Source organism: Campylobacter sp. JMF_06 NA1 (assembly GCF_027737785.1).
Classification (GTDB): Bacteria; Campylobacterota; Campylobacteria; order Campylobacterales; family Campylobacteraceae; genus Campylobacter_B.
In genome coordinates this window covers 91800-110631 of the sequence record NZ_JAOVUA010000006.1, presented here as the reverse complement: position 1 = coordinate 110631, position 18832 = coordinate 91800, and the positions used below count along the sequence as shown (strand labels likewise).

At 41.7% G+C, this 18832-nt stretch carries 14 protein-coding genes; 4 read left to right on the top strand and 10 right to left on the bottom strand.

Translation table 11 applies throughout. From position 1 onward, the window contains the following. The 10 genes from OFO07_RS07200 to OFO07_RS07155 form a co-directional block, all read right to left on the bottom strand. A partial coding sequence (locus OFO07_RS07200; protein WP_270871464.1) for a hypothetical protein occupies positions 1-4989 on the bottom strand: 4989 nt, incomplete at its 3' end. Between the two features lie 546 nt (positions 4990-5535). Then, a complete protein-coding gene (locus OFO07_RS07195; RefSeq protein ID WP_270871463.1) occupies positions 5536-5829 on the bottom strand; it encodes a GIY-YIG nuclease family protein in 294 nt (97 codons plus the stop codon). Positions 5830-6679: 850 nt separating this feature from the next. Then, positions 6680-7246, bottom strand: coding sequence for a PAS domain-containing protein (locus tag OFO07_RS07190; RefSeq protein ID WP_270865166.1), 567 nt, complete (start codon positions 7244-7246; stop codon positions 6680-6682). A gap of 96 nt (positions 7247-7342) precedes the next feature. Continuing rightward, positions 7343-7939: an IMPACT family protein gene (locus OFO07_RS07185; RefSeq protein ID WP_270871462.1), complete on the bottom strand. Its 597-nt coding sequence runs from the start codon at positions 7937-7939 to the stop codon at positions 7343-7345. A 48-nt stretch (positions 7940-7987) separates the two neighbouring features. After that, complete coding sequence (locus OFO07_RS07180) at positions 7988-8800, bottom strand: TPM domain-containing protein (RefSeq protein ID WP_270871461.1); 813 nt, start codon at positions 8798-8800, stop codon at positions 7988-7990. Further along, a complete protein-coding gene (locus OFO07_RS07175) occupies positions 8797-9405 on the bottom strand; it encodes a hypothetical protein (RefSeq protein WP_270871460.1) in 609 nt (202 codons plus the stop codon). Before OFO07_RS07175 ends, OFO07_RS07180 begins: the two co-directional genes overlap by 4 nt. Next, on the bottom strand, positions 9406-10125 hold the full coding sequence (locus tag OFO07_RS07170; protein ID WP_270871459.1) for a LemA family protein: 720 nt from the start codon (positions 10123-10125) through the stop codon (positions 9406-9408). Beyond that, positions 10122-11132 (bottom strand): alanine racemase, encoded by a 1011-nt coding sequence (locus OFO07_RS07165; protein ID WP_270871458.1) that lies wholly within the window; start codon positions 11130-11132, stop codon positions 10122-10124. The genes OFO07_RS07170 and OFO07_RS07165 overlap by 4 nt, the downstream gene beginning before the upstream one ends. Beyond that, positions 11125-11361, bottom strand: a complete 237-nt coding sequence (gene cmeU, locus OFO07_RS07160) for a CmeU family protein (RefSeq protein WP_270871457.1) — start codon at positions 11359-11361, stop codon at positions 11125-11127. The genes OFO07_RS07165 and cmeU overlap by 8 nt, the downstream gene beginning before the upstream one ends. After that, positions 11361-12725 carry a phosphomannomutase/phosphoglucomutase gene (locus OFO07_RS07155; RefSeq protein ID WP_270871456.1) on the bottom strand — a complete coding sequence of 455 codons (1365 nt, stop codon included), beginning with the start codon at positions 12723-12725 and terminating at the stop codon, positions 11361-11363. Before OFO07_RS07155 ends, cmeU begins: the two co-directional genes overlap by 1 nt. A 74-nt stretch (positions 12726-12799) precedes the next feature. Here OFO07_RS07155 and OFO07_RS07150 point away from each other — a divergent pair, with 74 nt between their 5' ends. From OFO07_RS07150 to OFO07_RS07135, 4 genes are all read left to right on the top strand, one after another. Continuing rightward, a complete protein-coding gene (locus OFO07_RS07150; protein WP_270871455.1) occupies positions 12800-13282 on the top strand; it encodes a CreA family protein in 483 nt (160 codons plus the stop codon). Positions 13283-13752: 470 nt separating this feature from the next. Then, positions 13753-16866 (top strand): cytochrome c biogenesis protein, encoded by a 3114-nt coding sequence (ccsA, locus tag OFO07_RS07145; RefSeq protein WP_270871454.1) that lies wholly within the window; start codon positions 13753-13755, stop codon positions 16864-16866. 180 nt (positions 16867-17046) lie between these two features. After that, positions 17047-17562, top strand: a complete 516-nt coding sequence (locus tag OFO07_RS07140; RefSeq protein ID WP_270871453.1) for a ubiquinol-cytochrome c reductase iron-sulfur subunit — start codon at positions 17047-17049, stop codon at positions 17560-17562. A gap of 10 nt (positions 17563-17572) precedes the next feature. Then, positions 17573-18832, top strand: coding sequence for a cytochrome b (locus tag OFO07_RS07135; RefSeq protein ID WP_270871452.1), 1260 nt, complete (start codon positions 17573-17575; stop codon positions 18830-18832).

Here is an 18832-nt window from a genome sequence, read left to right as displayed (position 1 = left end):
GACAGTAAGATAAGTTCTATTACCCTCGGCTGCTTCTTTTAGTTGAGATACATTTACAGCGTCTGTATCAGCTTCACCAGGAGCTAAATTTGTAATCTTGACTGGTCTGCTTGAATTCTCGTCTCCGTCTATGCCGTAACTTACAAGTTTAATAGTTCCATTGTTATCGGTTAGTTTAACAGGGACTTTTAGATCATACCCAGTAGTCATTGTATCAGCATTGTATTCGCTAGTGATGATTACGCTTCCGTTTTTAGAAGTTACATTTGTATCTTTTGCGCTAAATTTAATGCCATAAGCACTATCGGTTTTATTATTATCCGTGCTTAGCTCGACATACGAGATATCTACATTATCCCCAGCGATAAAGTCAAGACCAGTTTTATTATAGTCCTTGGTGCCTACTGTATGCGTGCCAAATGTAAGCGTTCCATCTTTGTTTGTACCAGTGCCATCTTTGTCTATACCCACAGACCAGACCGTGCCACCCACTGCTCGTTTTAGCTGAGCAACATTGACTGCGTCAGTGTCCTCGCTACCAGCGGCTAAGCCTGTGATTTGGCGAGTGATATTTTTATCTATATCATCGCCTACTGCGCCTACTGCGATTGCATTGTGTGTGGCGATCCAGGTAGGATCATCTGGCGTTGCGGTATTGGCTGCACCTTTTGTGTTTGTTTGCATATCGTAGCCTTTGAATATTTTAGTGGCTACATTACTTTCATTATCTCTATTGGCTAAGCTATATGAGCCAAGAGCAACGCCATTTTTCACATTAGCGTTTGAACCACTACCGATAGCGACAGCTTTTGCTGCGTTTTGCGCTACCTTTGCAGCACTAGTATAGTTTGCGATAGTTAAGTTGTTCTCATCAAAGGTAGGATAGTAGGTATTATCTGCTCCGCTTATATCAGCACTTGCTCCACCTATTGCTACGGCGCCTGTTGCACCGATACCGACTTCTGCACCGATACCCTCAGCGTCTTTCTGCCATTTTTTGTCATCATCAGCATAATATTTGGTTTCTATCTTTACGCTTGTATTATCATCATTTCTAAGATGATAAGTATATGATATACCGCCACCAAGAGCTACCGAATTTTGCGATTTTACAAAGCTACCTGTGCCTATGGCAACAGCATCATTTACATTTATGTCAGCACCGGCTTCTGAACGCTCAAAATCGCCACCTACAAATTCTTCTTTTGCATAACGAAAAGCTGTCGCTTGGTCGCCGATGACGATAGAGCCTTGACCACCAGCACGCGAACCTGAATGATTTTGTCCAGTTGGCAAACTAGTGCTACCAGTTCCTAGTGCAAAAGATCTCTCTCCCGTAGCATCCGTGCTAAAACCGATAGCAAGAGCATTTGCTGCGTGAGTATGAGCAGCAGTGCCTATCGCGGTAGAGTTTTTCGTATTGGCATAATATGATGTTCCAGGGGCTTTTACATTAGTTAGGAAAGTCGAGGCTTTGTGTCCGATAGTTATCGAATAGCCACCAGCATCAGGCGTATCCAAAGCACCGGCGGTTCTACCGCCTAGTCCTTGACTTCCTCTGCTGCCAGAGCCGATAGTGACAGCATACGGAGTTAATGCCCAAGCATTTTCGCCCATAGCGATAGAAGAGTTGCTAGATGCCATAGAACTTGTGCCTATAGCGATAGCATTGTCTGATGGTGCGTTTGTAAGTTTGTATTGACTGATTAGATTGTTTATTTGAGTTGTAGCAGCTTTGTATATCTTTTCTTTGGTTGCATTTGTTCCAAAATCTTTGTTTTCATCTATAATCTCTGTTAAGGCACCTATCATAGAATCATAGTTGTCTGCATCTTTAATTCGCTGATCGTTTTTCAGATTACCATTCTTTTTTATGGTAGTCGCATAAGTATCGTATGCTTTTGTTTTTGCCTCATCTGTATCTAATCCTTCACTAGTAAAGGCGTCTTTGCCCATAGCGATAGCATTCACACCGTTTGCCTTCGCTGATTCTTTATCTGCGTCAGCGACGCCATTTATATGTAATAGTGGGCTTTGAATTTCATCGGTAGAAATCCTTACAACTCTATTATCGCTCTTTAAAGTTGTTGTTGGGTTCGGATTTTCAGCGTTAATAGTGCCGTCATCTTGAATAGTTATGTTTGTTCCGGCTTTTAAATTTTGGAAATTATAGGTCTTATCTCCGATTTTCACATTTGAAACATTGCCATTAACATCAGCTGTGGTATATGTAGGCAAAACCGCATATAGCTGGCTTCCATTGATAGCGTCTGTGCTATCTTTGCTTATCAAGCCTGCTGCTACATTTTGGATACGACGCGCAGAGCCTTCTTTGCCTATGCTTACTACGCCCACAGGTGTATTACCCGCAAAACCACTATAAGTAACACCCCCGACATTTGCGCTATTTACAGCACTCATACCGCCTGTGGTGTTTCCTGTCTCATACGCTGCACTATCGCCAAGAAATACAGAATTTGCAAAAGTGTTAGTAACATTGTTTCCTAAGATAAATACGCTATTATTTCCTGCTGCTATGTTGTTATTATTACCCACAGAATAGCTATCATTACTATTAATCACGCTTGGATCACCAAACACACCTGAGCGATTGCCAGTTACGGTATTGCCGGTTCCCATAGCGATAGAATTTTTACCTTTTACTATGTTGCCATAACCATGAGCGATACTCTCGACACCTGTTTCGGTTACATTGTTGTCCATACCGACCGAGAAAGACCTATCAGCGCTTGCGGTATTGCCAAAACCAAGTGCGGCTGATTTCTCGCCCTCGGCTAGATTGCTCATACCGGCAGCGACAGAGTATCGTTTTGTGGTGTTGTTATCAGCACCCAAAGCCATAGAATTTTCAGCCTCAGCATTATTTAAAGTTCCGATAGCTAGGGTATTATCCTTATCAGCTTGGTTTCGCAAACCAAATGCAGTTGAATATGCTCCTGTGGCGTTATTTTCACCACCCACGGCGATAGAGCCTTTGCCAAGAGCATAGTTGTTTAGACCCACAGCAGCAGCATTTGTCTTGTTTGCGTCGTTGTATAGACCGACTGTGATAGTATTATCGGCGTGGTTTTCATTATAGTAACCAGCCGCGATAGAAAAATCACTATCTGAAATCTTATTACCATTACCCAAAGACATTGAGTTTGATGACTTATTATCTACATAGTTTGATACACCGATTGCGGTAGAATTTGTATCATAAACTTTATTTTCTGCACCGATTGCAGTAGATATAGCACCATCTGCGATATTAGTCAAACCAATAGCGGTAGAAGCGACACCGCTGGCTGTATTTGTAAAACCAAATGCAGAAGAAAATGTATTGCTAGCGATAGAGCTTTGTCCAACAGCCAAAGAGCCCAAGCCATCGGCTTTGGTAGCTATATAGCCAACACTACCAACCCAAGGCTCGTTCATATTTCCTCCACCAAATGCTTGATAAAGCATTTTTGTCCTTCGGCTTACCGCACTCATATCGCCAATAGCATCCATATACTCTTTAATAGCCTTAGCCTTGAAAGCACTCGCTACATTGCCTATATCATCACCACCGATTGAGATAGAGCCATATCCACTAGCTATGGCGTTTGCACCGATAGCCATTGCTTGACCACCCGTTGCTTCTGATTTATAACCTATGGCAATACTTTGCCCTGGTCTATCCTCTGGGTCATACACATTTTTTTCGACAGCTTTAGCGTATGAGCCAATGGCGATATTACCAGCATTTCCATTTTTAATAACAGCAGCTTGCACATTTCTACCAATGGCAATAGTATCATCTCCTATCGCATTTGCATTATTGCCGATAGCCACAGCAGCGGTTTTAACAGCCAAAGAATTTTGACCAATCGCTATTTGTTTGTCTTTTCCATCAGAAGCAATAACTCTAATATCTTTTTTGTTATTGTCTATAAACTTGTCAATATTGCTAGTTACTTCTTCGGTATCATCTCCTACCCAATACCTTCTTAAATTTACTAAATCACCATCTTCGTCGTAAAAATTATTGCCCTTATCATAATCTTCATTAGGGCGGTATTTATACACCCTAAATACATCAGGGCGTTGCATTTTTTTCTTTTTATCATCAGGGGTTGCATTGGTAGCCAAAATCCAGTTTCCATTAGCGTCTGTTTTAAGAGTAACACCATCATCTTCTAGCTGATAATACGCATACAAGCTCTCATCTGTCGCTAAACCACCAATTTTGATAAATTGATTGCCTGACTGATAGCCTACATAATGATATTGTTTTGTCGCGCTACCTAGACCCATAGCCGCCATTTCGTCTGGCCTGTATGCTTTGGTTTCTAGCTGAAAATGGTCGCCGTTATTTATGCGAGAAGATTGAGCCACTAATCGTGTCTTATCCAAACCAGCAGAAGCATTTGTGCCAATAGCGACAGAATTATCAGATTTTGCTATTGCGGTATTGCCCATAGCAACGCCACTTGCGCCCAAAGCACCAGAGTGGTTACCAAATGCGATAGTGTTATCTGCGTTTGCCAGCGCATTGACACCGATAGCATAGGTGTGATTTTTGTTTGCAGTTCCGCCCATAAGTGCTAACGAATTGTATGCGTTTGCATGAGAATCAAGACCAAAAGCAACAGAATAGTCACCAGTGGCGACCGAGTTACCCAAAGATACGCCTGTTGTTACTACTTCGGAACCAGCAGGACAGCTATTTCCTGTCTCATAATACAATGCGTTTGTGGTAGTGTTTTTGCACACTAAACCAGCCTCTGCCTCGCTTGGCATAAATGGCGCACTAATAGCCACTATCGTAGCTAGCGACATAGCCAGCCGTCCCAGAGCAGGCGCGCTCGCTATCTTGCCAATGCTTGAAAAAATCGTGCTACCGAACCCCTCGCGCACAGTTTTTTCGCCACTGTGTCCCTTAGCGATCTCGCTAACGACCTTGACGCCGTGTGAGCTCCTTTTGAGCTTATAGACCTTGTTCATGAAAAACTCCTTTTTTCTGCGAACTTAATCGCAAAATGTGATAAATAACTCCGTATTTTAACTCTTTAAAAATTAAACGAAGTTTAATTACACATTTGTAAAGGATAAAATTTATCGCCGTTTTTTTTTTGCGCCGTTTTTGGGGGAAATTTGGGGATTTTTAAAGTCGCTAAATTTGCAAATTTAGCGTTTGGAATTTTAAAGTCGTAGATTGCTTCGTCGCTTCGCTCCTCGCAATGACAATGGTCGCCGTGTCGTTTATTTTAGCATTGCGAGAATTCGCCAAATCTGTCATTGCGAGCGAACGCAGTGAGCGTGGCAATCTACGAGTGAAAAATTTAAAGTGCGGTTTTTTGCAAAAAAATTACTAGATTTGTCATTGCGAGGTGATTTATCACCGAAGCAATCTACGAAATAAAAATTTAATGTCGCTAAATTTGCAAATTTAGCGTTTGGAATTTTAAAGTCGTAGATTGCTTCGCTACGCTCGCAATGACAAATAGAGGCAAATTTACTTCGCTCCTCGCAATGACAAATCGAGATAAATCAAAACAAAATTTCATCATACAAATCAATCCAAGTTGGGTTTTTGTTTTCGATTAAAGCGATTTTTTGTTTTCTGTTTCCATTTTTTAGCTGTTTTTCGCGCAAAATAGCACTTTCGATACTATCGTATTCCTCGAAATACCCAAGCTTATCCACGCCATAAGTAGCCGTAAAACCTCCGATAATCTTGCTTTTATGCTCACTAATTCGGCGTTTTAAGTCATTTGTAACACCGACATACAGCGTGCCGTGCTTTTTGCTAAACAAAATATAGACAAAGTATTGATTTGCCATAAAATACCTACTTTTAATGATGATTTGCTTGGGATTTTAACATAAATTTTAAATTTTTACTCGATATGTCATTGCGAGAATTCGCCAAATCTGTCATTGCGAGCGAACGCAGTGAGCGTGGCAATCTACGAGTGAAAAATTTAAAGTTTGGTTTTTTCAAAAAATTTACTAGATTTGTCATTGCGAGGTGATTTATCACCGAAGCAATCTACGAGTGAAAAATTTAATGTCGCTAAATTTGCAAATTTAGTGTTTGGAATTTTTAAGTCGTAGATTGCTTCGTCGCTTCGCTCCTCGCAATGACAAAAAAGAGTGTAATTGCGAAAATTCGCCTAATCTGTCATTGCGAGCGTAGCGAAGCAATCCAGAAAAATTTAGAGAGAATTCGAAATTTATAAAATTTATTTGATAATTGAAATTTATCGGAATTTCCCTGGATTGCTTCGTCGCTTCGCTCCTCGCAATGACAGATTAAGGCAAATTTGCTTCGCTACGCTTACAATGACAAATCGATGGAAAATTTCCTCGCAATGACAATAGCATACAAAAATCTCGGGGCAGTGTTTAGAAGTTGCGCTAGCGGAAAAAATGCGAAATAAAAAAGCCTAGACGCAAGGTCTAGGCAAAAGGGGGAAATGAAATTTAAATTTCAAGTAAAATTTTAAGCTATGAGCCCAAAATTTTAATCGTAAATTTAAACAAAATTTCAAGTAATCAAAATTTCAATCATAAATTTAAATGACCAAAATTTAAAACAAAAATTTAAATAATCAAAATTTAAATAACTAAATTTTAAACAATCAAAATTCACAATCCATGCAAATTTAAATCATCAAATTTCAAGCCAAATTTAGCCAAAAAGCTTTCTCATCGCCTTGAAAAACAGCGCAGTAATCGGGTTTGACTTGCCAGTAATGCGCACAACCCAGCTCTCATAAGTCTCGCCTTGTTTTTTGAGATACTCGTTTAGAAGCGCCTCGCTAGCCTCCATACCGCCTTGCTCCTCTGCGGCGCAAAGCTTTTTATACAGCGGTTCGACGATGTCGATAGCAGCGCGTGGCGGGGCCTTGCGGTAAGCTGTGTATTCGACAATCTCGCCTGTGGCGGGGTCTTTTTTAGGGATAAATTCGGTCATGACCCAGTAGTAACTGCCGTCTTTGGCCATATTTTTGACGACTGCGACGAAATCGCGACCCTTTTGGATCGTATCCCACATGAGCTTGAACGCGATTTTTGGCATATCTGGGTGGCGGATTATGTTGTGTGGCTGACCGAGTAGCTCCTCGACGCTATAACCGCAAATAGCGCAAAAATACACATTGCCAAATGTGATGATACCCTTAGGATCGGTGCGCGAGACGATATATCTGCCCGGATCTAGCTTGATTTCGTTGTTTTTAGGGGTTGGTCTTGGCATTTTTTTCCTTTACGATAAAATTTCTCTCAATTTTACAAAGTGATTTATAAAATTTAACTTAAAATAAAAAAATAACAATAATATTATGTGGAAAATTTAAAATTCAGGCAGTTTGAGTATCTCAAATGGCGCGATGAAACCCTGCGCGAAATCCGTAAAAATCGCTGTTTGCGCCTGAGAAAGAGCGCACGAAAATACAGCCCCTGTGTCGGTGAAATTTAGCGTGTAAGCGAAATTTTGCTTTTTCATAAAGTGCTCAAATTTCGCAATTTGCGCAAACGGCACGAAAAATTCGCAAGGCTTTTTGAGCTCGTATAATACTAGCTCACTCGCATTTATCGCCAAATTTACAGCCCCGCCATACGCGCGCACGAGCCCGCCAGTGCCTAGCTTGATCCCGCCAAAATACCGCACCACAAGCACAGCTGTGTCAATCAGACCTGCGCCACGAAGCGCATTTAGGCACGATGGCCCGCTCGTGGATTTGGGCTCGCCGTCGTCGCTTTGGTTTTCGACGATTTGGGAATACTCATTTAGCGCTCGATACGCCCAGACGATGTGGCGGGCTTTGGGGTGTTCGTCTTTTAGTCGTTCGCGCACGCGCTCAAACTCAGCTAACGGCACCAAATGCGCGATGAAATTTGACTTTTTGACCTCTAAATTCGCGCTAAATTCGCGCTGTATGATATACATTTTCGCCTTTTTGATTAAATTTAAAATTTGAATTTGAAATTTGCAGGCTTACCACCCGCCACTGGCACCGCCACCGCCAAATCCGCCTCCACCACCGCGAAAGCCACCTCCTCGCGAACTGCGCCCAAAACCACCAGAGCCACCGCCGAAACCGCCACGCGAGCCACCCAAACCACCGCCAAATCCGCCAGAGCCGCCAAAACCACCGCGCAAAATTTCATCAAGCCCGTCGCCTAAAATGATAGTGTTGCCATAATCCCCGTGCGAGCGTGATTTGTTTCTCATCATCATAAAAAATACGAAGAAAAAGAAAAGCATAAAGATTATGAAGTCTATGTCGATTTCCTCGCCCTGAGCGCGCTCGATTTTGGCGAATTTTATGTCGCCACTCTCGATAAAATCGAGGATCGTAAGCACCCCAGAAACTATTCCCCCCTCAAAATCCCCAGCCCTAAAATGTGGCAAAATTTTATACTCGATTATGCGCTTTGAGACGCCGTCAGTCAGCACTCCCTCCAAGCCATATCCGACCTCGATACGCACCCTGCGCTCGTTTGGCGCGACGAGCAAAAGCACGCCGTTATCATAGTCCTTCTGCCCTATGCCAAGCGCCCTAGCCTGCTCGTTCGCAACCTCTTCGATAGAGTAATCCCCGAGCGTTTTTAGGGTTACGACCATGATTTGATTGGTGGAATTTTCGTCAAATTTAAGCAAAATTTCATTTAACGCACCAGCCGTAGAGGCGCGCAAAATACCCGCCTCGTCGATAATAGCCGTGTCGTTTGGCGAGGCTAAATAGTCTGAAATTTTAGCCTGTGAAAAAGATAAAGCTAAAAATAAAAAAAGTAAAATTCCTCTCATTTTATTTCCACAATCTTTTCTTTGATTTCATCTTTATCGCCCATTTCATGGGGGATTTTCGCCATTATTAGCGCACAAAGCCTATCTATACCCACGCTCACAGCCTCGCCAAAATTCGCAGTTTTTACCTGAACGCAAAATTCCTGCACAATCTGCAAAAATTCAGAATTATCAATCTTCGCGCTGATATTTTCGCCACAAACTATGTGCGCGATTTTTTCGTTTTTGCAAACGCAAAAAATCACAGCGTTTGGGATTTTGTCATATCCAAACAGCTCAAATTTACTCACGGCAAAGTCGTAAGTAAGCCTAAATTTAAAGAATTTAGGGATAAAAAATTCTAAAAATTTAGGAAATTTAGAAAATAGAAATTTAAAGAGCAAAAATACAATCGCAATCAACTCAAACGCGCCTACTTTGCCTACTTGCTGGAAAAACATCAGCGCAGTCCCCACTACAAAGGCAATCGTGCAAGCCACGCCCCAGCTAAGGGGCTCTAAGTCCAAAGCCTCGCCACTTAGCACGCAGATAATCTCAGCGTCGCTCGCATCTTCGGCCTTTGAAATTTTATCCGTTATGGCGTCTTTGTAAATTTGCTCAATCATCTAAAACGAAACTTTTGGCGCGTTTTGATTGGCTTCGCCTGCGTTAAATACAGGCTTAGCTCCGCCTTTGCCTACGAGTTTGGCGATGATATTTGTAGGGAAAACCCTAATCATCTTGTTATACTCTTGCACCACAGCGATATAGTCCTTGCGAGCCACAGCTATGCGGTTTTCGGTGCCCTCTAACTGATTTTGCAAATCCGTGAAATTTGAGTTTGCTTTTAGCTCAGGGTATCGTTCTACAACTAACATTAAGCGCGATAGAGCCGAGCTTAGCTCGCCTTGTGCGTTGTTAAACTGAGTAAAGGCTTCTGGGTTATTTGCGATATCGTTTGCGTCGATTTTCACGCTCGTTGCCTTCGCGCGAGCCTCGATTACGCCCTCTAAGGTGCCTCTTTCATGGCTTGCGTATCCTTTGACGGTTTCGACGAAATTCGGGATCAAATCAGCGCGCCTTTGATATTGGTTTTGCACCTGCGCCCAGGCCGCATTGACATCTTCGTCTTTTAGGGTCAGTTTGTTATACACAGGCACGGCGAAAATCGCAAACACAGCCAAAATTATGCCAGCGATAATCAGCCATTTTAGCCAACCTTTTGATGATTTTTTTTCGACATTAGCAGAGCCATTGTAGGTTCGGCTTTGCTCTGCACCTTTTGCACCTTTTGCGCCGTCATAGCCAATTTGTTCGGCGCCATTTTGGTTTTCTAACTCGTTCATACCACTCTCCTTGATATTTTTTCATGAAGTTTAACTAACACATCATACTCAATCGTGCCAAAAAATCTCGCCCACTCTCTGGCGTCGTTTATCACGCACACCCGCTCTCCGCCAAATTCAGCACAAAAGCTATCCATAGACATTTTGCCAAGTAGCCTTTCTCCACTGGCTAATCGCAAATCCCCAAGCCCAGCGTATCGCAAAAGTCCGTCCGCATAGCCTAAATCATAGGTGCCGATTTTCATATCGCACGGCGCACAAAACACCCCGCCATAGCCTACCCTTTCGCCTTTTTTAAGCACTCTGTGGCTGATTAAATCAGCCCACAAGCTAAGCACAGGGCGCAAATTTAGGCTATCATCAAACTGAGCGTATCCATACTGCGCCATACCCACGCGCACAAACTCATCATCAAACCCCGCTCTGCGCTCGATCGCGGCTGAATTTGAGGAGTGGAAAATAAGCTCATTAAATCCAGCCTCATTTGCCTTAAATTTGGCGATTTTTTTAAATTCGGCGAAATTTTGCCTTTGCGCGTAAAAATCAGAGCTTAGCTCATCGCTGGCGCGGTAATGGGTAAAAAATCCGCGCAAATTTAGCGAGTGTTTTTTACAAAGCGCGAGTGCTTCGTCCAAATCATAGGCGCAAATTCCATTTCTATGCATATTTGTATCTGCGACAATATGAATATTTGTGCCTGTTTTTAGGCGCGAAAAATAGCTCATATCATTTACGGCATAAATAAAATTTGGATTTTCGTTTCCGTTTGGAATATGCGATAAAATCAAAATTTCCTCGAAAAATTCCGAAATCTCGCGCGCTTCATCTAGCGTCCTAGTAACGGCTCTTTTGATACCAAACTCGCGCGCCAAACCCGCGATTTCGCGCATGCCATGCCCATAAGCGTTGTCTTTGAGCACCAGCATAATGCGCTCTTTGGCTACTTTTTGCGAAATTTGCGAAAGATTGTGAAAATACGCTGATTTATCAATCAAAATTTCAGACATTAAAGCTCACTCCATACGCCTTGTATAAATACGGCAAAAGCTTGCGAATAGCGTAATCATAGCCGTAAAATTTGGCATAAATTTCCTTTAAATTTGCCTCTTTTGCGTTTGCGAAATCAAAAACATCAGTCCCAGCTATTTTTGGCACTTTTTCATCTAGTAGCGCGAAAAATTCAGCCCTAGCGCAAAGAAGCTCTTTTATATTTTGCTCGACTAGCTCTTTTTCCATTATTTTGCAATCTCCTCTAATGCGCCCATTATCACCCTTTGCATTTCATCGCGAAATTCAGGGCTTTTTGCCTCAAATCTCGTTACGATTATCGGTGTGGTGTTGCTAGCTCTCACCAAAGCCCAACCATCATCAAACCTCAATCTAACCCCGTCGATTTCTATCATATCGCGCACGGCTGGTAACCCAGAAATGCCGTTTTTGGCTAAATTTTTAAATTTTTCAATTATCTCAAATTTTGCGCTATCAGTGGTTTTAAATTTAATCTCATCGGTGCTGTGCATTACAGGAAGCGCGTCAAGCTCGGCGTCTAAATCAATGCCCTTTGCGACGAGTTCTAACACTCTCATCATCGCATACACGCCGTCATCGAAGCCAAAATATCGCTCTTTGAAATATATATGCCCGCTCACCTCAGCAGCCAAATCAATGCCAAGCTCCTTCATAGCCTTTTTGATATTGCTATGACCGGTTTTGCCCATAAAGCTCTTGCCACGGCGGTTTATCTCATCATACATTACCTGCGAGCATTTCACCTCGCCCAAAATTTTCGGCTCTTTCATATTTAATGATAAAAGACAGGCTAGCTCGTCGCCTTTGATATTTCGCTTCGCTGTTAGCACAGCGATTCTATCGGCGTCTCCGTCGAAACCAAAACCCAAATTTAGCCCATTTTCGCTAATTGCATTTTTTAAATCGACTAAATTTTTCTCTTCGCTTGGATCTGGGTGGTGGTTTGGGAAATTTCCGTCAGGTTCTGGAAATAAAATTTTAGCGTTTAAGCCTAGTTTTTCCACGATTTTGCACGCCGTAACACCTGCTGCGCCGTTTGCGCAATCAATCACAAATGGTGTTTTGAAATTTTTCAAATTTGCAAATTCTTTTTCGAAATAATCCAAATACTCGCCCAAAATATTATATTTTTCGCAAAATGTATTTGTTGGGATTTCCACGCCACTAGCCATAAATTCAGCCACTTGGCGACCGAGTGTTTTAAGCTGTGCGCCAAAAAAGCTATCCGTGCCAATTGTGATTTTAAAGCCGTTATAATTTTTCGGATTGTGCGAGCCTGTAATCATAATGTTTGCGTCAAATTTATGCGTAAATACGCCAAAATACCCCACAGGCGTAGGCAAAAGGCCGATATCAAAAATCCTAAGCCCAGCGTAATTAAGCCCACTTACTAGGTATTCAAACATATCTGGTGCGCTTAGTCTCGCATCATAGCCTACGCTGATACGCTCACGGCCTAAATGGCGCAAATGCATACCAAAGGCAAAACCAATCGCCTTAACGCTCTCTTCGTTTAGATCCTCGCCCACGATTCCGCGGATATCGTATTCTCTAAAAATATCTTCAATCATAAAATTCCTTGACAAAAAAAATTACGATATTTTAAATTATAAATGTTAAAATTTGTCAAATTTAAGGAGTCAAAATGAAAAAATTTTTTCTTGTTTGTGCGATTTTGGGCGCAGTTTTCGCTAAGGATTATGAGGTGATTGATAGTGTAAATACTTCGTTTAGAATTTTTGGTAAAAACGATAGAATCGAGGTTATCAGCGTCAGCGACCCTAAAATCGACGGGGTTACATGCTTCATCTCATACGCCAAAAAAGGTGGCGCCAAAGAGATTGTTGGCGTCGAAGAAGACCGCTCAGAAGCCTCTGTTTCATGCAGCCAAACAGCCCCAAAAATCATAATCAAAGAAGAGCTTAAAAAAGAGGATATATTTGCGAAAAAATCCTCGCTAATCTTTAAAAAAACCCATGTCGTGCGTATGTTTGACGAAGCAAGTCAGAGCATAATTTATCTAGTGTATTCAGATAAAATCATCGACGGCTCGCCAGATAATTCTATCTCGGCAATTCCGTGCAATCAAGCCGTAGGCAAGGTGTGCGAATTTGCATATAAAAAATAAAATTTCACTGTCCGCAAGCATGAAATACTAACCCGAAATTTTGCTTTTAAGTGTCATTGCGAGCGAAGCGAAGCAATCGCCAAATTTTAAATTACCAACCGCCAAAATGGCAAAAAATTTTAAAATTTTAAATTCTATAAAATTTTAAAATTTTTTTAAATTTTTTGTAAGGGGGGAAGGGGGCTTGAATTGCGATGTCGCTCCCCTTCCCCCCTTACCAACCCCCTAACCCCCGACGACGCTTGCAAAGTGGCGTGCTACGCACGCGCTTATTTATAGAATTTTGCTTCGCAAAATTCTTTGCAATTATGCTTATAGGTAAAATTTAATGCAAAATTTCGCTAAATTTTGCATTGGTATCGATACGCTTTTTGCGATGATTTATTTATTGATTTATCGCAACGAATTTTTAAGAATTTTTTGATAAAATCCCAGCTCTTAATAAAATTTATCATTTAGCAAGGAAAAATATGAAATCTATTTTTAGCATGGAATCTGCCAGCATTATGCTTGCCCTGCTGGCTATCGCGTGCGCGGTGGCGACATTTGTGGAGACTGCATTTGGCACGCCAGTAGCGTGGGCGAGTGTGTATAATGCGTGGTGGTTCGGGCTGATAATGCTACTTTTGGGGCTAAATTTGGCCTACAATATCTACCGCTATCGCCTCGGCGATATCAAAAAGCTTCCGACCTTTATATTTCATTTAAGCTTTCTTTTTATTTTGCTTGGTGCTGGGCTTACGAGATATTTTGGGTTTGAGGGGAATTTGCACATTAGAGAGGGAGAGGAAAGCTCGCTAATTAGCACCAAGGACGAATTCGTGCAGTTAATCAGCATAAGCGAGGATAAAAATTTCATCTCAGCCGATGAAAAAAACTACCTAAGCGGCGTAGGAAAGATGAAATTTGATCTAAATTTAGATGTAAATGGCAAAAACGCAAATTTGAAATTTAAAGAATTTATCCCGCACGGCGAGCTAAAATGGGTCAAAGACGAGAGCAAAAGCGCACCCGCTAGAATCGAGTTTTTGTTTTCAAACGATACCCAAAAACAGCCCCTTTCGCTACTTTCTGGCCAAAGTATCGAGCTAGGCGAGGTTAGCATTAGCTTTAATACCATGCCAAAAACCAAATATTTCATCTATGTCAAAAACGACGCCGATAAATTCTATATAAACTCAAATTTCGACATAAATGCTACTAAAATGGGCACTAGCGAAAAAATCGCACTAAATAAAAACGAGGATAATCTAATCGATGATCTATCGCTTTATAGCTTTGAGGGGACGAATTTCGCCCCAGTTAGCCTGCTAAGCTCAGCTGTGGAAAAATTTGTTAGGGTCGAGGAAAATTTAGCCGGTATGAGCGGAATCATCGCAGATCTTAGCTATAACAACGAAAGCAAAGAGGTGCTAGTAATCCAGGGCGAAAAAGGCCTTCAATACGAAGTCGGCGGCGCAAATTTTATCACACTTTTGGGGCCAAAAATGGTAAATTTGCCATTTAAATTAGCCCTAAGAGATTTTGTCATGGATCGCTATCCAGGCACAAACTCGCCCTCAGGATACAAAAGCGAAGTTACAGTCAAAGACGGCGCAAACAGCTATGATTACGATATTTATATGAATCATGTCCTAGATCACGGCGGATACAGATTTTTCCAAAGCTCGTATGATAGGGACGAAGGAGGCACCGTGCTATCTGTAAATCGCGACCCGGGCAAATTCCCGACATATCTAGGATATTTTCTGCTCTGCCTTGGCATGTTTTTAAACTTTTTAAACCCAAATTCGCGCTTTTTCAAGCTTTCTAAACTCATCAGCGAAAACACTCACCTTGCAAAAAGCGTGGCGATTTTGGCTGTAATTTTCGCCTGTGTTGCGCCAAATTTAGCCCATGCAGAGGGAAATGAGAGTGTGAATTTAAATGAAATCAAGCTAAATTTGCCAAATTTTGATAAGGAATTTAGCAAAGAACTAGGCAAATTAGTCGTGCAAGGTTTCAATGGCCGTATGGAGCCATTTGATACAGTTTCGCGCGAAATTTTGCACAAAATTTACCGCGGCGAAACCTACAAGGGCGAGGACGGGATTACGCTCAATCACAACGAAGCCTTGCTTTCGTTTATGCTAAATCAAGATTATTGGCGCACCGCTAAAATCATACGCGTGGGCGATAAGGAACTACGCAAAATTTTGGGTTTAGATGAAAATCAAAAATACGCTTCGATGATGGATTTTTTCGAAATGAAGGATAATGAGAGCTTTTATAAGCTTGACAAATTAAGCGAGGAAATCAACCGCAAACCCCTTGGTAACCGCTCTACGCTCGATAAAGAAATCATCAAAGTAAATGAGAGAGTAAATGTGTTTTACGGCGCGATTATGGGCGAATACTTCCGCATAATCCCTACCGGAAAGTCAAACGATAGCACCTGGATTTCGCCGTTTGCAACCCTTGAAATGCTAAGCGAGAGCGAGCGCGATAAGGTGCGCGATATGAGCGCGATGTTTGCCACAGCTGTGATTTATGCCCAAAACAAAAACGACTGGCAAAGCGCAAACAAAATGCTAAGCATTATCAAGGATTATCAAATCAAAAATGGTGGCGAATTAGCGCCTAGCGATACTGCGATAAAATATGAAATTTTATACAACAACGCGCATATTTTCAAGCGACTTTTTTCGATTTATACAATCGCTGGATTTTTGCTTTTAATCTTTATTTTTATCCGTATGATGAAGCCAAATTTGGGCTTGAAATGGGCGTTTAATCTAGTTTGGTTTGTAAATGTAGTGGCGTTTTTGATCCACACTTTCGGACTTGCGCTTAGAGCGTATGTATCGGGACACGCGCCGTGGTCGAATTCGTATGAGTCGATGATTTATATCGCGTGGGCATTAGCGCTTAGCGGAATTTTCTTTTCGCGCAAATCTGCAATTTCTTTGGCGCTAACGGCGATTATGGCGGGAATTACGCTAATGGTGGCGCATTTAAGCGATATGGATCCGCAAATCACAAACCTACAACCAGTCCTTAAATCCCACTGGCTGACAATCCATGTCTCTGTAATCACCGCAAGCTACGGATTTTTGGGGCTTTGTATGTTGCTTGGAATTTTCACGCTTTTGATGTTTTGCTTCGGCAAAAATAACCCAGAAATCGCGCGCAATATCACAGAAGCCACTAGAATCAATGAAATGTCGATGATCCTTGGGCTTTGTTTGCTAACAGCTGGAAACTTCCTAGGTGGCGTCTGGGCGAACGAGAGCTGGGGTAGGTATTGGGGTTGGGATCCAAAGGAAACTTGGGCTTTGATTACGATTTTTGTCTATGCAATTGTGGTGCATTTTAGATTTATGCCGAAGCTAAATTCACAATTTGCCTTCGCCGTAGCGTCGATGTTTGCGTATTTTAGCGTCATAATGACATATTTTGGAGTAAATTTTTATCTCACAGGTATGCACTCTTACGCAGCGGGCGAAAAAATCCCTGTGCCAAGCTGGGCGTATATAATGACAGCTTTTATGTTTATTTTGGCAATCGTTGCATATTTTCGCTCGGGAAAATCGGCTAGATTGTAAAATTTATTATATGAAATTTAGAGTTTGTAAAAATAAAATTTCAAACTCTAAATTTTAAAATTTCATTAAATAATTCCCTTAAATAGGCATTTTAAGCCAAAATTCTTAACTCAAATCAATTAAATTTAATATTTATTTGGCTAGAATTACCCTTTTATTTCACAAAAAGAAAGGGTAAAGATGTCTGTTAAATCTGATTTTAGTGAAAATAGACGAGGCTTTATCGGACTTGCGTTTGGTGCGGTCGCTGCTGTGGGTGGCGTATTTGCATTAGGCGGTATGAAAAAAAGCTGGGATCCGCTTCCTAGCGTCAAAGCAGCCGGCGTAACGACTGTGGATTTAAGCCCGATTAAAGACGGAGAGCTATACAGGACAGAGTGGCGCAAAAAGCCAATATTTATTCTCAAAAAGACAGCCGATATGGGCAAAAACGATGAACGAGATGTCGTCGTAGATGGTGCTAGATACACGCTTTGTATCGGTTTATGCACGCATTTGGGCTGTATCCCTAGCTACAAACCAGCTTCTAAACAATTCGTTTGCGCATGCCACGGAGGCGTTTTCAACACTGACGGCGTAGCTGTGTTTGGTCCGCCACCACGCGGTATGGATATACCTCCGTTTAAAATCGACGGAACTAAACTTGTCCTTGGCGAAGAGGGCCCTGAATATCAAGCTCTAATGGGCAAAGCGTAGGAGGATTGATATGCATGTAAGAAAATCAACAGGCATCTTGGATTGGTTAGATCAAAGACTTGCTGTTAATAAATTTATGAAAGTTATGATGACGGAGTATTGGATTCCGAAAAACATCAGCTTTTTATGGGCTATGGGCGTTATTTTGATGACGCTATTTATCGTGCTTTTCGTAAGCGGTTTAATGCTTGTAATGTATTACAAACCAGACGCTGCTTTGGCCTTTGATAGCGTAAATAAAACTATCATGCAAGAGGTAGAATATGGCTGGCTATGGCGACATATCCACGCAGTGGCTGCTTCGGTCGTATTTTTGGTGATTTATATCCACACTTTTGTAGGACTTTACTATCGCTCATATAAGCAAGGCAGAGAGATGATTTGGGTCAGCGGTATGCTACTTTTCATACTTTTTTCAGCCGAAGCTTTTAGCGGATATATGCTTCCTTGGGGACAAATGAGCTACTGGGCGGCTATGGTTATTACAAATTTATTCGGTGGAATTCCAGTTATCGGACCAGCTGTGGTAGAGTGGATCAGAGGCGATTACGCTGTAAGCGATCCGACTTTGACAAGATTTTTTATGCTTCATGTCTGCTTGCTTCCGATAGTCGTAATCTCTGTCATCGCGCTTCACTTCTATGCGCTTCGCGTCCCTCATGTCAATAATCTAGACGGCGAAGAAATCGATTTTGAGGTAGAGAGCGAAAAATTCCTAAGCGGCGATACAAAAAATGCGAAAGTTATCCCATTTTGGCCGGGATTTTTATCAAAAGACTTCTTATATCTCTCAATCTTTATGATATTTTTCTTCTATTTAGTTGGCTTTCAATTCAATTTCGCAATGGATCCGATAAATTTCGACCCTGCAAACAGCCTCAAAACACCAAACCATATCTACCCAGAGTGGTATTTCTTGTGGCAATATGAAATTTTACGCGGATTTTTCTTTGATGTTGGACCATTAAAGGCAGCAGATATCGGACTTATGGCGTTTGCGTTCGCTGGCGTTTCACTAATGATAGTTCCATGGATGGATAGAAGCTCTGTCGTAGCCCCAGCTCACAGAAACAAAGCATATTTTATCTGGTTTTGGGTATTACTAATCGATATGATACTTTTAAGCCTATTTGGCAAACTCCCAGCAGACGGCGCAGAGCTTGGCTTGCCAAATACATATTGGGGCTTTATTTTATCGATACTTTATATCGCATTGATAGTAGTTGTCTTGCCTTTGATAACAATCGCAGAAAGAAAGAAAAGAGGTTAA